Annotated in this window: 14 protein-coding genes; 3 read left to right on the top strand and 11 right to left on the bottom strand. The window is 33.2% G+C overall.

What is annotated here, in order from left to right:
- Positions 1-124 precede the first annotated feature (124 nt).
- Positions 125-676, bottom strand: a complete 552-nt coding sequence (locus tag V4P56_RS02260) for a DUF177 domain-containing protein (protein ID WP_455482463.1) — start codon at positions 674-676, stop codon at positions 125-127.
- A gap of 220 nt (positions 677-896) precedes the next feature.
- Between V4P56_RS02260 and V4P56_RS02255 the strand changes: the two genes are divergently transcribed.
- Positions 897-1,370 (top strand): outer membrane protein assembly factor BamE, encoded by a 474-nt coding sequence (locus tag V4P56_RS02255; protein WP_455482638.1) that lies wholly within the window; start codon positions 897-899, stop codon positions 1,368-1,370.
- A 79-nt stretch (positions 1,371-1,449) separates the two neighbouring features.
- On the opposite strand, the gene nusB is transcribed toward V4P56_RS02255, so the two are convergent.
- From nusB to glyA, 6 genes are all read right to left on the bottom strand, one after another.
- On the bottom strand, positions 1,450-1,920 hold the full coding sequence (gene nusB / locus V4P56_RS02250) for a transcription antitermination factor NusB (protein ID WP_455482462.1): 471 nt from the start codon (positions 1,918-1,920) through the stop codon (positions 1,450-1,452).
- Positions 1,921-1,922: 2 nt separating this feature from the next.
- A complete protein-coding gene (locus tag V4P56_RS02245) occupies positions 1,923-2,381 on the bottom strand; it encodes a 6,7-dimethyl-8-ribityllumazine synthase (protein WP_455482461.1) in 459 nt (152 codons plus the stop codon).
- 84 nt (positions 2,382-2,465) lie between these two features.
- Positions 2,466-3,083 (bottom strand): riboflavin synthase, encoded by a 618-nt coding sequence (locus V4P56_RS02240; RefSeq protein ID WP_455482460.1) that lies wholly within the window; start codon positions 3,081-3,083, stop codon positions 2,466-2,468.
- Positions 3,065-4,192: a bifunctional diaminohydroxyphosphoribosylaminopyrimidine deaminase/5-amino-6-(5-phosphoribosylamino)uracil reductase RibD gene (ribD, locus tag V4P56_RS02235; RefSeq protein ID WP_455482459.1), complete on the bottom strand. Its 1,128-nt coding sequence runs from the start codon at positions 4,190-4,192 to the stop codon at positions 3,065-3,067. The genes V4P56_RS02240 and ribD overlap by 19 nt, the downstream gene beginning before the upstream one ends.
- Positions 4,185-4,667, bottom strand: coding sequence for a transcriptional regulator NrdR (nrdR, locus tag V4P56_RS02230; protein ID WP_455482458.1), 483 nt, complete (start codon positions 4,665-4,667; stop codon positions 4,185-4,187). The genes ribD and nrdR overlap by 8 nt, the downstream gene beginning before the upstream one ends.
- A gap of 12 nt (positions 4,668-4,679) precedes the next feature.
- Complete coding sequence (gene glyA, locus V4P56_RS02225; protein WP_455482457.1) at positions 4,680-5,993, bottom strand: serine hydroxymethyltransferase; 1,314 nt, start codon at positions 5,991-5,993, stop codon at positions 4,680-4,682.
- 339 nt (positions 5,994-6,332) lie between these two features.
- On the opposite strand from glyA, the gene argC reads away from it, so the two are divergent.
- Positions 6,333-7,268: an N-acetyl-gamma-glutamyl-phosphate reductase gene (gene argC / locus V4P56_RS02220; protein WP_455482456.1), complete on the top strand. Its 936-nt coding sequence runs from the start codon at positions 6,333-6,335 to the stop codon at positions 7,266-7,268.
- A gap of 20 nt (positions 7,269-7,288) precedes the next feature.
- Here argC and V4P56_RS02215 read toward each other — a convergent pair whose 3' ends face one another.
- From V4P56_RS02215 to hfq, 4 genes are all read right to left on the bottom strand, one after another.
- Entirely contained in the window at positions 7,289-8,383 is a 1,095-nt protein-coding gene (locus V4P56_RS02215) for a COX15/CtaA family protein (protein WP_455482455.1), read from the bottom strand.
- Positions 8,384-8,454: 71 nt separating this feature from the next.
- Positions 8,455-10,215 (bottom strand): hypothetical protein, encoded by a 1,761-nt coding sequence (locus tag V4P56_RS02210; RefSeq protein WP_455482454.1) that lies wholly within the window; start codon positions 10,213-10,215, stop codon positions 8,455-8,457.
- Between the two features lie 159 nt (positions 10,216-10,374).
- A complete protein-coding gene (gene hflX / locus V4P56_RS02205) occupies positions 10,375-11,718 on the bottom strand; it encodes a GTPase HflX (protein WP_455482453.1) in 1,344 nt (447 codons plus the stop codon).
- Positions 11,719-11,775: 57 nt separating this feature from the next.
- A complete protein-coding gene (gene hfq, locus V4P56_RS02200; protein WP_455482452.1) occupies positions 11,776-12,015 on the bottom strand; it encodes an RNA chaperone Hfq in 240 nt (79 codons plus the stop codon).
- 740 nt (positions 12,016-12,755) lie between these two features.
- Here hfq and V4P56_RS02195 point away from each other — a divergent pair.
- Positions 12,756-17,321 (top strand): apolipoprotein A-IV repeat region-like domain-containing protein, encoded by a 4,566-nt coding sequence (locus tag V4P56_RS02195; protein WP_455482451.1) that lies wholly within the window; start codon positions 12,756-12,758, stop codon positions 17,319-17,321.
- Positions 17,322-17,737 lie beyond the last annotated feature (416 nt).

The following is a 17,737-nucleotide window of genomic DNA, read 5'->3' as shown; positions in this document are numbered from 1 at the left end:
ATCCTACATTTTTAAATTTATACTTTTCAACTCATATTACAATTTTTCGCTATTAAACAACTACGAAGCACACTATGAAAATAGCTTCACAGAAAATATTGTTTTTATGCGTTTATGATTATTTTTAACTTTTCAAAATAGAAAATGGCGATAATTTTTGTTCCACCTCATCTGAATTTTCAATTATACTCATGTTTATACCCTTTTTACGTGGATAATGATCAATTGATAACTCAAAAAATTCTTCCATGACTGCACCAATATCAATTTTATCGCCATAAAAAACTTCTGGGGTATCTAATCCACTCGCATCTAAAAATAATTCACCTGTATCCTCTAAAATTTTGGGCTTAGTCAAATTTGAATCTTCAGGGACAAAAACGATGTCAATATTTTCATCGAGAACATTTTCTAATGGTTCTAATGTAATCACACATAACTGTACTACACGTGCTCGTAATGAACCTTTTACGCGTACCCCACGCTTTTTCCAGGGTAAAATATGGAATTCTCCCTCACAAAATTTTACTTCAACTAAATCATGATTCTTAGCTAACTGCGCACATTCTTGTTGATTTGCACAAATATGAGCCTTTATGCCTTTAACAGGCAACGAAGATACCGATATTGGATAAGCCAAAGCAAATGTCATTTGGGAAATATTTTGAGCATTCATTGGCAACTCCTAAATATACAGAAGTAGATACACTGTACTTTTATTTAGCTAAACATATTTCATTCATTTTTTTCTTTTCTAAAGAAACTCTATATGGCATAATTTATTTTATAACAAGGAAGTTCAATGTAAGCTATGGCAGATTGATTAAAATTAGAAAAAACTTAAAGCTGCCTTCTTGTTATACGTCTAAGTATAAAAGGAGATATCATTGTTTCAGATGCCCCACAGAATGGCCTTAATCAAATACAAATTATTGATTGGTTCGTTAATAGCAAGCATGGCTACAACTACTGGTTGTAGTTTAACTGATTCCTCAGGTTTAAGCCAGATATATAAAGAGGGTTATATCCTCGATAAAAATGCTCTTGATTCTATTTCTGTTGGATCAAGTAAAGAACAGGTTATTTTAACTTTAGGAACCCCCTCACTCAAAACAAAATATGATAATGAAATTTTTTATTATATCTCACAAACTCGCTACCGTGGGATGCAATTTATGAAAACTAAAATTATTGATCGTAAAGTTTTGGCCATTTACTTTAATAAAAACAATCAGGTTACTAAGATAGCTAATTACGGTCTACAGGATGGTCAAGTATTTGACTTTATAACACAAACAACACCAACTGCTACCAAAGAACAACCTTTCTTAATCCAAATTATTAAAGGCTCTGTTAATTTATCAACTTAGAATGTAAATTTACTAATCCATAACTAAATTCTAATGATCCATATACAATCCCGATATTACTGGGATTGTATTGTTATTCTTAGGAGCGAATTTCTTTCGCCATGCCATCAAGAACTGCATTAACAAGCTTTGGTTCATCACCTTCAAAAAATGCCTTTGCTATATCGACATATTCATTCATAACAACAGCAACTGGCACATCTTGGCGATTAATCAACTCCCATAAACCTGCACGCAAAATTGCTCGTAGTATAGAATCAAGACGCGAGAGTGACCATTCTGTAGAAAGTTGCTGATGCAACATAGGATCAAGCTGTTTTTGATCTTGCACAACACCAGATATAATAGCCAAAAACCATTGAAAATCAGCATCAAGATATTGATTTCCATCAATATTCTTTCCTAAACGATAAGTCTCATACTCTGCTGCTGTTTCCATAACACCAGTACCTACCATATCCATTTGGTAAAGTGCCTGTACTGCAGCAAGCCTTGCTGCTCCACGTTTATTAGCTAAACGCGGAGAATATCTGCCTCTTACATCAGCCATATTTAATGATTATCTCCAAATTTCTTTTTTAGAGCGATCATACATAAAGCAGCTTCAGCCGCAAAACTACCTTTATTTTTTTCATTCTGTTTTGCACGTGCCCATGCTTGTTTTTCATTTTCAACAGTCAAAATACCATTTCCAATAGCCAAATGTTTATGGATGGTCAAATCCATCAATGCTCGACAAGAATTATTCGCAACAATTTCAAAATGATATGTTTCACCCCGAATGACACAACCAAGTGCTACATAACCATCATAGGATATCTTATTATTTTTTTCGAAAAAAGCTATTGCACCTGGTATTTCTAATGCTCCTGGAACTGTCACAATATCATAGCTTGATGTAGCATTTTGTAAAGTATTCACTGCACCCGAAAGAAGTGCATCGGAAATCCCATCATAAAAACGTGCTTCAACAATCAATATATGAGATTTTTGACGTATTTCTTTTGTCATAAAGAGACTCCATCAAAAAAAAATTAATCAAAAAATTTTGGATTACAGAATATAAAATTTCAAAGAATATAATAAATTTTCAGCTCACTCATCTTTCATTTTTAATCCAGAAAATTTTGCTGCATAACGAGCAAGTTGATCAACTTCTAAATTAATTTTATCTCCAATTTTAACTTGTTTCCAAGTTGTCATTTCAAGTGTATGACGAATAATAAGAACATCAAAAATACTATTTTTAATACTATTAACAGTAAGAGATGTTCCATTAAGCGCAATAGAACCTTTACTTATAATAAAGGGTGATAATTGAGTTGGAACTTGTAGATAAAAACGAACTGCATCACCTTCATTTTTTTGATCAATAATCTCAGCTAAACCATCAATATGACCAAAAACTAAATGCCCACCTATTTCATCACCAAATTGTAGCGACCGTTCCAAATTAACAAAAGTCCCTTTTGTCCATTGTATAAGATTAGTTAAACACAATGTTTCTTCCCACGCTTCCACAGCAAACCAATTGGTAGTTTCTTGTTTTGATGCCCGTTCAACAATTGTTAAACAAATCCCTGAACATGCGATTGATGCACCAATTTTTAAACTTTCTACATCATAATGCGTAGAAATCTCTAAACGTATTCCTTGCTTCAAAGATTGAACATCTTCAACACAACCAATGTCTGTTATAATTCCGGTAAACATAATGCCTTATGCCTCCATTTATAAAAACGGTCATTTCCAAACATTCTCATTTCAATTTGATTAAATTCTGAAAGATAATTCCCAAAATGAGGAGCTTCGATGCGATCTTTACCTAAAATAATAGGTGCGTAAAAGCATATTAAATGATCTACACAACCAGCATTTAAAAATTTTTCTCCTGTTTTTGCTCCTCCTTCAAGCAAAACACTATTGATTCCACGTTGATAAAGCAGCTGTAAAATAGAAAGAGGCTGTATGCAACCATTACTCTTTTCCACCAAATACACAGATACACCAAGCTGTTCCAACGCTATTTTTTTACGTTTCTTTGAAAGATTTGTATCACAAATAATCCATGTAGGAATTTTTGTTGCCGTTTGAACAACCTTCGCATCAAGTGGAATATGTAAATCTGTATCTAAAATAATACGTATAGGTGAACGCATTCCTAGCCCTGGTAAACGGCAATTTAATTGTGGATCATCTGCTAATATAGTACCAATACCAACAATAATAGCATTATTTTTTGCTCGTAAAATATGAGTATGTGTATGAGAAATTATTCCACTAATTTTTATTCTACCTTGCCCCTTTTTTCCTATACCATTATCTGCAGAAATTGCCATTTTTAAAGTAACCACACATCGCTGTAGTTTCCTTATGTACAGATGAGTACATAACGTTTCAAAAGCTTCCTCAGCCAAAACCCCTTCAACAACTTCGATACCGGATGCACGTAAAAGAGCAATACCACGGCCATCAACTCGCTTATCTAGATCAGTAAGAGCAATAACGACCCGCGAAATACCCGAATTAATAAGTGCATTTACACACGGCGAAGTTTTACCATAATGTGAACAAGGCTCCAAAGTAACATAAGCAGTAGCACCACGGGCTAGTGGGCCAGCCATTTGCAAAGCCTGCACCTCAGCGTGAGGCCTCCCATGAATAGCTGTCACACCATAGCCAACGATAAATGTCCCTACACTGTCGTCATTCCTAGTGATTAACGTACCAACAGAAGGATTTTCACCAGTAAGACCGACATGACGTTCTGCCAAACGGATAGCCGCAGCCATAAACCGTTCATCTTGCACTCTTTTATTCATCAAAACAAGATTCTGTATCCGTTACACCCTTTGACAACTCATCTATAACATTATGAAAATCGCTTGCGTTACAAAAATCTTGATAGACAGAAGCAAAACGAATATAAGCAATATCATCAATACCTTTCAACGCATCCATAACGAGATGTCCAATCTTTTTCGAAGCGATCTCAGGCTCCCCTAAATTTTCAAGCCGACGTACAATACCAGAAATTGCTTGTTCAAGATGATCAGGATCAATATTGCGTTTACGCACAGCTATATTAACTGATCGCGTCAATTTATCACGATCAAATGGCTCACATCGACCGCTTTTCTTAGAAACTAAAAGTTCACGTAACTGAACACGCTCAAAAGTTGTAAAACGACCACCACAAACAGAACATACACGCCGACGACGGATTACAGCACCCTCTTCTGCAGGACGTGAATCCTTAACCTGTGTATCCTCATATTGACAATAAGGACAACGCATTTTTTTCTGCCTTTAACAAATGTTAAAATAAGAGTAAATAGGGAAATTATCTGTCATATCTTCTACCTTTTTCTTAACAGCCATTTCAATCACAGTATTATCTTCATCACTTTTCGCTATACTGAGACCATCAAGAACTTCTGAAATCATATCAGAAATTTGAATAAACTCATTCTCTGTAAAACCACGTGTCGTAGCAGCAAGTGTACCCAAACGAATACCTGAAGTTACAAACGACGTTTCAGGATCAAAAGGAATACTATTTTTATTACAGATAATGCCAGCACGCCCTAAGGATAATTCTGCAGATCTTCCCTTCAAATTTTTAGAACGCAAATCAATCAATAATAAGTGATTATCTGTACCACCAGAAACAATACTAAAACCATTATTTTGCAAACTCCTTGCCAAAGTTTTAGCATTAGCAACTACACGAGCAATATAATCTTTAAAAGCAGGTTGCAAAGCCTCTCCTAGTGCTACCGCTTTTCCAGCAATCACATGCATTAAAGGACCACCTTGAAGACCTGGAAAAACCGCTGAATTAATTTTTTTAGCTAAATTCTCATCATTTGTTAATATCATACCACCACGAGGACCACGCAGCGATTTATGTGTTGTCGTAGTAACAATGTGTGCATATGGTACAGGTGAAGGATGCGCACCACCAGCAACCAAACCTGCAATATGAGACATATCAACTACCAAATAAGCCCCGATTTCATCTGCAATTTCACGAAATCTTTCCCAGTTCCATACACGTGGATAAGACGTTCCACCTGCAAAAATAAGCTTTGGTTTATGCTTCTGTGCAAGATATTCAACTTCCGCCATATCAAGAAGCTGATCTTCTTCACGTACACCATAAGAAACAACATTAAACCATTTTCCTGACATATTAACGGAAGATCCATGCGTGAGATGACCACCAGCATTCAAATTCAACCCCATTAATGTGTCTCTAGGTTGAAGCAAAGCTAAAAGTACAGCTTGATTCATCTGACTACCTGAATTAGGTTGAACATTCACAAAAGAAGCACCAAATAGTTTTTTGCCTCGTTCGATTGCTAATCTTTCAATTTGATCAACAAAATGGCAGCCACCATAATAGCGATTTCCTGGATAACCTTCTGCGTATTTATTAGTTAAAATTGATCCTTGCGCTTCAAGAACTGCTCTTGAAACAATATTCTCTGACGCAATTAGCTCAATGTCGCGTCTTTGACGCCCAAATTCACCTCGGATTGCATCAAAAACTGCAAGATCAACGGTTTGTAAATTATTATTAAAAAAGTAACTTCGTGTATCATTTTCTTGCTTGGTCATAAAATTTTATCCTAACGCCTTAAAAATAAAGTGATAGATGGTAACATAGCAAACCGTACAAATAAAATATTTTAAATAGCTTCTATTTAAAAATAAAAAAATATAGCAAATATTTATCTCAATTCTGTTTTTTTCTAAATAATAAAATCTTACTCTTAAAAAAATAAATGATAAAAAATGAATATTAAATTCATTTTAATATACTATTATTGCACAATTTTTTACAGAAAGGTGACTTATAGCCATAAAAAATCTAATAATTTAATTAACAATAATTTAGATTGATTTATAGTGCGACAAACAGACGATGACAATAAAATTTGATTCAAGGCAAATAGAATGGTAACAAAAGTTTTTATTGATGGTGAACATGGAACAACCGGGTTACAGATAAAAAATCGGCTGGTAGAGCACCAAGATTTAAAATTACTTTCTCTTCCTCATGCTGATCGATACAACATTGATATCCGACAAGATTATCTTAATCAAGCTGATATTGCTATTCTGTGCCTTCCAGATGATGTTGCAAAAAAAACAGTCAATCAGCTCAAAAATAATAAAAAAATTAGAATTATTGATAGCTCAACAGCTCACCGTATTGCACCAAACTGGATCTATGGTTTTCCTGAAATGACTGCAGGACAAAAGCAACGTATACAAGAAGCACAATACGTAACTAATCCTGGATGTTATTCCACTGGTGCAATTAGCTTGATTCGTCCACTCCGCGAAGTAGGTTTACTGGATGCTGATTATCCAATTTCAATTAATGCAATATCTGGCTACACAGGTGGTGGTAAACAATTAATTGCACAAATGGAGAACCAATCTCAACAAGATAATCTTCAAGAGAATTATTTTATTTATGGCCTTAATCTTAAGCATAAACATGTGCCAGAAATTAAAATTTATGGGCAGATTAACCAAATGCCCATTTTTATACCAAGTGTTGGTCGTTTTCCTCAAGGAATGATTGTAAACCTCCCATTGCATCGTAATTTATTCACAAAATCAGCTAACTGTTCTGATCTACGTGAAATTTTTAACACTCATTATGATGGACAAAATACCATATCGGTTGCATCACAAGAAGAAACCAGCACACTTACCAAACTTAATCCAGAATGCTTAGCACATAAAGACGGTATGAAATTATTTGTTTTTGGTAATGAAAACGAAAATATTTTTAATCTATGTGCCATATTAGATAATTTAGGAAAAGGTGCATCTGCAGCTGCTGTTCAAAATCTTAACTTAATGCTTTCAGGTTATTGACATTTCTTTGGTAAAAAACCCTATTCAATAACATAATATGCTCCTCCTTTTGTTGCTCTCCAATGCGCAACTGAAAAATATAATATTGCTAATGCAAAACTTTGATGAATAAGCCCCAAGCTTATCGGTACTTCATTTAATAACGTAATGATACCTAAAAATGCTTGAAAAACTATCATAAAACATATAAGAAATGCACGACGAGCATGAGTTGAGTGTGGAATATTTTTCTTTACATATAAAGCATGAATAATCGCTATAATAAACAAAAAATATGCAAAAAAACGGTGAATAAATTGAACTGTTAAGGGGTTATCGAATAAATTAAGCCACATGGGATCACGATTTAGTAATCCATCAGGTATAATCTCACCATCCATAAATGGCCATGTATTATAGACTTTACCTGCATGAAGACCAGCAACCAAAGCACCAAAATAAATTTCCACCAAAATAAGAACAACAAGCCAACCTGCAAAATGTTGAATCATTTTATTCGCTGGTTTTTCTGAATATTTTGTAAATCCTCGAGATAAATAAGTAACAAAAATAATAACAAAGCACGCTGTTATAAGATGAAATGCTAAACGGTAATGGCTAACACTTGTTAAATTACTTTGACCAATACCTGAAGCTACCATCCACCAGCCGATAACACCTTGAAAAGCAATAAGAATTGGCACAATAGTAAGTTGCAGCAAAATATTTCTTTCAATACGTTTTATCATCCAAAACCAAATCAAACCCAATAATGCTACAAGACCAACAAGACGCCCAAGAATACGATGCCCCCATTCCCACCAAAAAATTACTTTAAACGCACTTAACGTCATATCGCGATTAAGCAGCTTATATTGCGCTATTTGTTGATACTTTAAAAATTCTTCCTGCCATTGATCTGAACCAATCGGTGGAATCACACCATGAATGGGTTTCCATTCGGTTATAGATAATCCTGATCCTGTCAAACGAGTAGCTCCCCCTACTAAAACAATTATTAAACAAAGCAATAAAATAGAATAAAGCCACACCTGGATCTGTTTCTGATATTTTTTGTGTAACGGTTTCAAAACGCCCTCGTTCAATCTCTCTACTATCATCTTCGATTGCCCCACGTTTGTATTTCCAACTAAAAATAATCTCTAACCCATTATAACATACGATTAGCATTCCTATTTTGCAATATTTACAATGCAACCACACGGTAAATAGTTTTTGGAAACTTATTTACCATCTGTACCATCCAATCTTGCTCATTAAGAGCTATACTACAGATGTAATAATCTGTTAGCTTTGCAAATTGCTCAAGTCCATATTTAGGTTCACTCGCTATTTCTAAGATAACAAAATCATAATTTTTTTTAAATTCTTGTAATATAATAGGAATATTCTTTGAAAGATCTTGTACACAGTCAATACTTGTTAATCCTTGAGGAAGAATATCAACTCCTGTGTCATAATCATGATAAACAACATCCTGTAGCTGTACCTTCCCCGCTAAGATATCACTCAATCCCCGATGCGGACCAATCACCTTCTCTATTTGTTGACCGGAAATATCCACTAATAAAATTGTTTTACTCTTTTCTATAAGATGAAGAGATAATTTTGCTGCCATCTGCGCAGCTTCTGACCCAATTATTGAAATAACTGTTGAAGCATTCCATTTTAAAAGATCTGAAAATCCCTCTATTGTAATAAGAGCTTCAAAACTTTTTATCCCCTTAAATACTAAAACATCCTCATTGTTTTTAAAATTACCTTCTTCCAAGAGAGATTTTTTTGTTCTAAAATATTGTTGAGATAACAACAATACTCCCCCAAAAATAATTAAGCTTGCAAATATACCAACAATAATATTTTTTCTATGAAGAGTTATAAAAGAAATTGGCACTGGCGTTGTCGAGGAAACTACGCTAATCTTTATGTTTTGCAATGGATGAGATTTGCTTATCTCTTTATTTTGTGCATTTACTACTGCTTTTATTTCATTTTCTAGCTTGTTAAGCATTTGACTCAAAGATTGAGATTGATCCTTTACAACAAGGCTAATCCTTTTTCTTAGCTGTTCTTCAAAATTTCTTGCAATAATTTCATCCGAGTGAATTTGATGAACAATCTGCAAAATTTTATTTTCCAATTGATTAGAAAGCGCCTTTGATTCTGCAGTTAGAGCCTTAATCTGAGGATGTTCCCATCCTAATTGTGCAGCCATATGTACTATTTGCGTTTCCAAAAGATTACGCTTAGATTCTAATGCAGTAATCGCTGAGTTATTTGCAATAAATGATAAAGGCAGTAAAGATTTCCCATTTTCACGCATCATCTTAATGATTGAAATAAGGCTAGTTAAATGAATACGATCTAAGGTTGCTTTCGTTAATTGCGCATAAAGATCATTAAGCTCAGTTTGCTTCGCATCGTGGTGAATAAAAGAAGTAATCGATAAGCGAAATTTCTGTATTATATTTAGTATCGCAGTATTATTATACTGTTGACCAATTTGCTGTCCTTCTAACAATAATTTTTGATTCTTTTTAATGATTGCTTCTGAAAATGCAGAAAAATAGGTTTCTAATCCTTTTTGAGCAGCTTCAGCAGTTTTAGCTTCAAAAGTAAGATCAATTAAATCTCCGTTACGAAAAAAATGAATATTTTCATAAAAATTTTTATGAAACCCATCTGAAGAAAAACCCTGAAAACTTGAATAATTTAAAATAGCCGACTGCGAAGATAAGAACGCGATAACATTATTTTGTTTATCAATTGGCAACGGTTTTCCTGCAGAATCAGATAAAGAAAATGTTAAAGTTGCTCGGTAAATTTGTGGTTGAATAAAATAATACACCAAAATAAAAAATACACATACCTCTACCAACAGCAGAATAACTAAAGCGTTTCTCTGCATTGTATATACAAACAGTTTTTTATTGCATTTAAAATTCATCTTTATTTTAACCAGCAAACTACTTCATATTTTTTATTAAGAGAAAGTGGTAACTATCCTCTTAACTTAAAGCCATATTGTTGATGAGATAAGAAAAATGTAAAATCGAATAAAAAATATTTAATAATATCAATACTCGATAATGTTTTAAAAGAAACTTTAATTCATATCATGTTTAATATGATCTAGCTGTTTTTTTGCTTCAGAAGTAAGTACCGCTCTAATAATAATAGAGCCGTCATCACATCCTTCCTGCATTATTTTACTAGAATTTTTATAAAACCAATTAATAAGATGCATTTCATTAGGTTTTAAAATATACTCAATACTTTGCATTTCTCCAAAAATTCGCTTTTCAATTTCTGTTAATAATTGATCTAATCCCTCACTTGTAAGCGCTGATACCATCACTGCAGGATTTAACAATGTTTTTGCATTTGTTTGCAAAACACTTAATGCACATTCATCTAATATATCGATTTTATTCCAAACTTCCATGATATGCTTTGTATCATCAACAGCAACACCAAGACTTGAGAGAACTTCTAAAACATCTTGGGCATGAGCCCGATGATCAAGATCTGACATATCTCTTACATGAAGAATTAAATCAGCCTCAACCACTTCTTCAAGTGTTGCTCTAAAAGCTGCTATTAAATGTGTTGGTAAATTAGAAATAAAACCTACAGTATCAGATAAAAGAATAGTTTTCCCGTGGGGAAGAGTAACTTTTCGTAACGTTAAGTCAAGTGTTGCAAACAACATATCTTTTGCCAACACATCTGCACCACTCAAACGATTAAAAAGAGTTGATTTGCCCGTATTGGTATATCCTACCAATGAAACAACAGGATAAGATATCTTTTTTCGTTTAGCTCTATGAAGAGAACGTGTTTTCACAACTGTTTCCAATTCACGGCGAATACGAATAATTTTATCTTGTAAAAGACGTTTATCTGCCTCAATCTGAGTTTCACCAGGCCCACCTAAAAAACCACAACCACCACGTTGCCTTTCTAAATGTGTCCAACTACGGATAAGCCTACTTTTTTGATAAGATAAATGTGCCAATTCAACCTGCAAAACCCCTTCTTTTGTTCGCGCACGATTTCCAAAAATTTCAAGAATTAAAGCTGTTCTATCAATAACTTTGCAATTCCATAATTTTTCTAAATTACGTTGCTGCACTGGTGTTAGAAAATGATCTACAATCACAAGATCAATATAATATTCACTTATATAGCAAGTGAGAGCATCCACTTTACCCGTTCCAAATAAAGTCGCAGAACGTGGTGCAATAATATTAATCGTTTCATAATGAACAACATCTAATCTTATAGAATGGGCTATCCCCAACACCTCTTTAATCCGAGAAGATACTGAGCATTCACGTGAAATCTTTTCATTTTTGTGCTCATAAAAAATTGGTATCAAAATAACAGCACGTACCTGTTTTACAACCTGCGAAAAAAAATCTCTAGATCTCTCATTTTTATTTATCATGGTAATTTACATGGCACTTTTAAAACAGGAGAAGAGATCTATAATAAAGCGGCTTTTTTATTCAGAATTTTCACCTTCAAACATCTGCACAGATTGCCCAGGCATAATTGTAGAAATAGCATGCTTATAGACCAATTGTGCATGTCCATCACGACGCAAAAGAACGCAAAAATTATCAAATGACGTTACAATACCTGTTAATTTAACGCCATTCACAAGAAAAATTGTGAGAGAAATTTTTTTTTTGCGAACTGTATTCAAAAATACATCTTGCAGGTGTTGTGATCGTTCTACCATTATTTTTACACCTTTGTTTCGAATTACATAAAATACTCATGCATGCATATCGACTAAAAAACACTCAATTGTCAACGTAGCCGCATTAAAATTTAGTGAAATACTACCTAATATTGATAAAAAAACTACTATTTCAAGCAAAGAGTATCACAACTAATTGAGATCAATCATAAAATATGAAAACTTCCTAATATGTGCTTTTTATAAATTACTATTAAAAATAAACTCTTTTATTCCAAAAATCTTAGTACATTTGGTATATATAGCATACATCTTTATATAAGATAAAGCTGCATATATTTTTAAGAAATATAAAAAATTAATTTCCCTAATTTCATAATCAATAGCAATTGGTAGAGTAATAATTTTTTATCGATATAAAGGATATAAAAAGCTACACATGTATAAATGTATCCATACTTCGCAAATCCCTTTTAAATACTGTATATAACCATAATCTCCATTAAATCGCCCTTATTCAAATACCATAAACTCATAATCTTACCTATAAACTAAAATTGTAAACAGCATTTTTATTTTATATATAATTACTTATTGTATTGTTTTTGTTTAATTTTATATCATTCTTGAATAAGCAACAAGATCCATATTAACTTTATCTTGATAAGTTTTCAAAATTTTTCCTTAAGTATATTCCTTTCTAAATAATTAACAGCTAGTATACGAAAATATCCGAAAGAGGACGTATCCCTTTTTTGTTTGTAGAGTATGAGGCGAGTATGGCACGCAGAACCAAATTACAAACATTTGAAGTCGAAGTTGAAGAGGCTCTAACAAAAGCCATGAACTTTGACTTTAATAACACAGCGATTGAAACAATGTCATCAAATGATTCTGAAAATGTCGTTAATGTAGATGATTTGATTCAAAAAATTGCAATAGCAGAGAAAGAGATTTCTGATGAAAATGTTACTTCAGCTCTTACTTCAAATATTCATGATAATGCCGTTGTTGATGAATCAATTGTTGGACAGATTTTTACCCCTAAACCTCGACATGAGCTTTCAGGTGGAACCGTACATAACACATTATTGTCTGCGCAACTTTTCCCCGCTAATGATGATATAACAACTCCTGTAAATTTTGAATTATTAAAGCAGAATTCTATTTCTCGAATCTATTGGAGTACAACAGCGCTCAGTGCTTTATGGGCAGCGGGAGGTGCTTTTATTGCTCACAGTCTCGCTCCTGCTGGACTGAATTCCTTATCAAATATTGCCGCTTTTTTTACATCTTTTACTGGATTGGCTGTAGCAGCAGGAACAATTATTCCTATTCTTATGTCTTGGGGATTTGCTCAATTAACAAAACGTTCAAACGAATTGTACGATATTGCAATTCTTATGGCAAATGCTGCACAACGCCTCAATGAACCACAGCACATATCTGAAAAACAAGCTATTGCTATAGGGCAAACTATACGTGAAGAAGTAGCTGCAATGAATAAGGGAATTGAACGTACTCTTGGACGAGCTGTTGAACTTGAAGCTATCATACAAGGCGAAGTTCATAGCTTGGAACAAGCTTATGCTGAAAACGAATCTCGTATTCATACCTTAATCAAAGAATTGAGTAATGAACGTATAGCCATTTTAAATCATGCTGAGCGGGTACAATCAACAATTAAAGGAACACAAGAGCAACTGAATAATGAATTTGGTTTGGTTACGTCTAAAATTGTAACTAATGTTGAAAAGCTTGCACAAACTCTTTCTCAAACTTTACAAAAACAAGGAGAAGATCTTGTTGCAAAACTTTCTTATGCAAGTGATGGTGTAACAAATCAACTGGTTGAAAAATTTAATGAGACTACGACACAAATTCGGCAAAAAAATACAGAATTTTTCTGCGAACTAGAAAAAAACTTTGATAACTTCTCAGAGCGTTTTGATAATAATGAAAAACAGATAGAAAAAACTTTTAATGAAACAGCCGCCAAAGCTGAAATGCATATCGCTAAAGTTGCAACGCATCTCCAAGCTGCAACAGAACAGACTTTATGTAGTGTTGATGAAAAATTCAAAGCATTGGACGAAGCCATTGTTGATCGTAATAATCAATCATTACAGAATTTTGATGAAAAGATCATAAAACTTGATGAGCAAGCATGTAAACTCTCTTCTAAATTTAATAACATTACTTCAGAAGCAATTGAAGCTTTTGAAAATCGTTTAGCAGCTGTTGACTTTTCTCTTAGAGAGCATAGCAATTCTATAATCGAATCTTTCATCACCCGCAGTCAAGCTTTAGAAAATAATGCTGAAAAGCTTGGTAATTTTTTGGAAGCTCATGCCTTACAAATTAATACAAATCTTAAAGAAAGAATGGCTGATATTACAAACACCTTCACAAGTGGACACGATAATATTATTTTTGCAATTGACAAAAGCAAAGAGATGCTGAGAGAAGAAGTTAAGAATATCGATAATGCAATTATTGATATCGTACAAGAACGCTCACAAGATCTCAAATTACAACTTTCTGATCAACGAGACATAATGGCGAATATGCTCAACCAAGAAAAGGATAAAATCGCTGATACATTAAAAAATCAAATTGATATCTTAGCTCAAAACGCTTCAAGTATTGAAAAGATCTTAATTGATAATGTTCAAATTGTTGATCAACACACTGAAAATCATGTTGCGAGTATAGTTCAATGTACAGAAAAACTACAAGAAGTCATTGCACAAAGCTGCAATACAACCCAAGATGCTTTAGAAGCACAAGCTAGAAATATTGATATCCGTGCTGATGCACTACGTGATTCTTTAGCTATTAATAGTTTTTCTCTTAACGAAGTTCTTGCAGATCAAGCACGTACACTTGAACAACGAATGGAAACAATCCATAACCTTATTGCAAAAAGCGATATACGTGTCGACGTTGCATTAAAACAACAGATAGACTTAGTTGAAAATGCAATTGCTGCTAATAATAAGAATATTACTGAAACTGTCCAAGGACATATAAAAAACCTTGAAGGCCATACTGAAATTCTAAAGAATACTCTTTCTCAATCTAACAGTACATTCTTTGAAAACCTTGAAGTATATATGGGATCGTTCGATACTAATCTAGAAGAACGTGCACATAAGATTTTTGAGCGCACCGCTACATTAGAAGAGACTTTATCAAAGAAGCTTGGTCAGGTATGTGAGACCATCGAAGTGAAAACATCTCTTCTTGAAGAACATTCTGATACATTAAAGGCATCCATTACTCTTAATAATGAACAAAGCCAAGAAATTCAACAAGCGTTAGAAAAAAGTGTTGATAATATACGCATAACATTAGAAGATTCCGTTAATACAGTCACAAACGGCTTACATGATAAAATTATAAAAGCTTCTGATGTCCTTTCTTCTACGGGTGAACAGATAATTTCGTCTGTAGCTAATGTTGCCGTAAAAGCAGAAAATATTATCTCAGAATCTGGCAATCGTGTTGTATCGAATATGCAACAAACAGTTTATGATACCAGTGAAAAAGTTCTTTCCATTCTGTCTGAACAGACAGCTCATACTGTGGAAGCCTTCACGATAGCGAGTCATAATGCACAAACATTGTTGAATGAAACGATTCATACTTCAGCCACAGCTATTGAACAAGTAATTGGTGAACGCTGTAATGTTCTGCATCATTCCATACAGAATCTTAAAAATAACCTAGGATATCAACTTTCTGACGTAAATAATTGTTTAGAAGAGGCAAGAAATCAAACAGCTACTCAAATTTCAGGACACGTTGAAAAAATTGCAAAGTTGACAAATTCTTTAAATCAAGCTGCACAAGGTACAACTGAATCAATTAGCCATTTAACACAGCATATCAGTGAACAAATCTCCCTCTCAACACAAGAGGCCGAACAAAAAATTTATGCACACAATGAATCTTTAGTAAATACCTTAGCACAAACCAATTCTCAAACTGTTCAGACTGTAACAGCTATAAAGGAAGATTTTGTTAATAGCGTCTCATCCATCCTTGAGCAATTAAATCAATCGATTTATAGTATCTATGAAAATAGTAATGTTTTGATATCAGCAGTTCAAAATATTGATGGTCAATTTAACAAAACTGCTAGTAATTTTTTCCACAATACCAGCCAAGTGGCAGAGCATTTGTCAGCCTCAGGTCAGGCACTTAATAATAATGTAGAAGTTTTACAAGGACTCTCAAAAAATACATTTGAGCAAATTAATTATATAACAAACAATTTTGGTGAACATGTTAAAACGCTTTCTGAGACTATTCGTGTTCTTGAAAAATCTGAAAATACACTCAGTGTAACGCTCAAAGAAAAGCAAAATACTTTATCTACATTAAGCGATGCTCTTGTTTCAAAATCTGAAGAAATCAATAAAATAATTAAGCATTACGAAAATGTTCTCAGTTTGGCATTTGAGCGTACTGGTGAAAATGCACGTAATTCTACACATTCACTTCAGCAATCGCTTAATCAGCTTATTAATGAAGCCTCAACACGTTTTTCAGAAGCAGCAGAAGATATACGACACTCAGCTGATGAAATCCGTTCAGAACTTACAAAAATCAGTAATGATATTAATGAGCGTGTTCAAGAATTACCAAAAAAGACAAAAGAAACAACGCAAACAATTCGCTCTGCCCTAAATGAACAAATTACAGCATTAAAGGACTTGGTAAACGTTACCCAAAACAATAATCAAAATAACACAATAAAGCAAATGATACCGGCAACTTCTACGTCATTAACCCCTAATAAAAACGATAATATTGATTCTGAAACTGTAAAAAAGATAGTGCCACCTAAGCCAATTTTACAACAAGATCAAAGCAAAAAGAAACAAAATACATGGGTATCAAATCTTCTGAAAAGAGTTTCGAGTGAAGAAGAATTTCATGGAGAAACAACAACAAATAACTTTGCTTTTTCATCAGTAAAAATAAAACCACATACTACAAATGTGTCTCTTAATTCATTAGCAACTGATATATTACAGGCCATTAACCATAATGCTATTGTTGAATTATGGAATCATTATCGGCGTGGACAAATAAATATTGTGACAGAGCGCCTTTATACTTTAAATGGAAAAGCAATATTTGAAATGATTAAGAAAAAATACAATAGCGATATTAACTTTAATCGTTCAGTTAATCAATATATTGCAGATTTCGAAAAGCTATTGCGTGATGTATCTCATAATTCTAAAGATATGCGTTCAGTTAGGAAGTATCTAGTGTCAAATACTGGAAAAGTCTATACTATGCTTGCTCATGCCAGTGGGCGGATTCAATAATATAATACAAAGATGGAAAAATTGTTCTTTTTTATCTTTGTGCTATTGTTTTGTTGTGCTTATTATAGTTGTAATTTTATACAATAAGCCTGTCCATTAGTTACTTAATACATAATTTCCTATACCAATAATTTATTTCTATGTACTAGAAATTTTATCATTTTTATTAAATAATATATAAAAGGATATTTTTAGCTGTATTCAAAAAATTATTAAATGTGAAAAAACTAGCATTGGTGTAACTTACATCAACAAGATTTTTATGAACTTCTTCTTAATTTCTTATAAAAAGATTTTATTTATTTAAATAGCTGCCTTTTATTCAATAATAAGTTAATTCAGCTAAACCTAAAATCAAAGAATTACGACCACTCAGTGAATGAGTTAAGCTATCATGAATATTACAATATTTACTC

Source organism: Bartonella sp. B35(2025), assembly GCF_053794465.1.
This window is presented reverse-complemented; position numbering and strand designations above follow the sequence as displayed.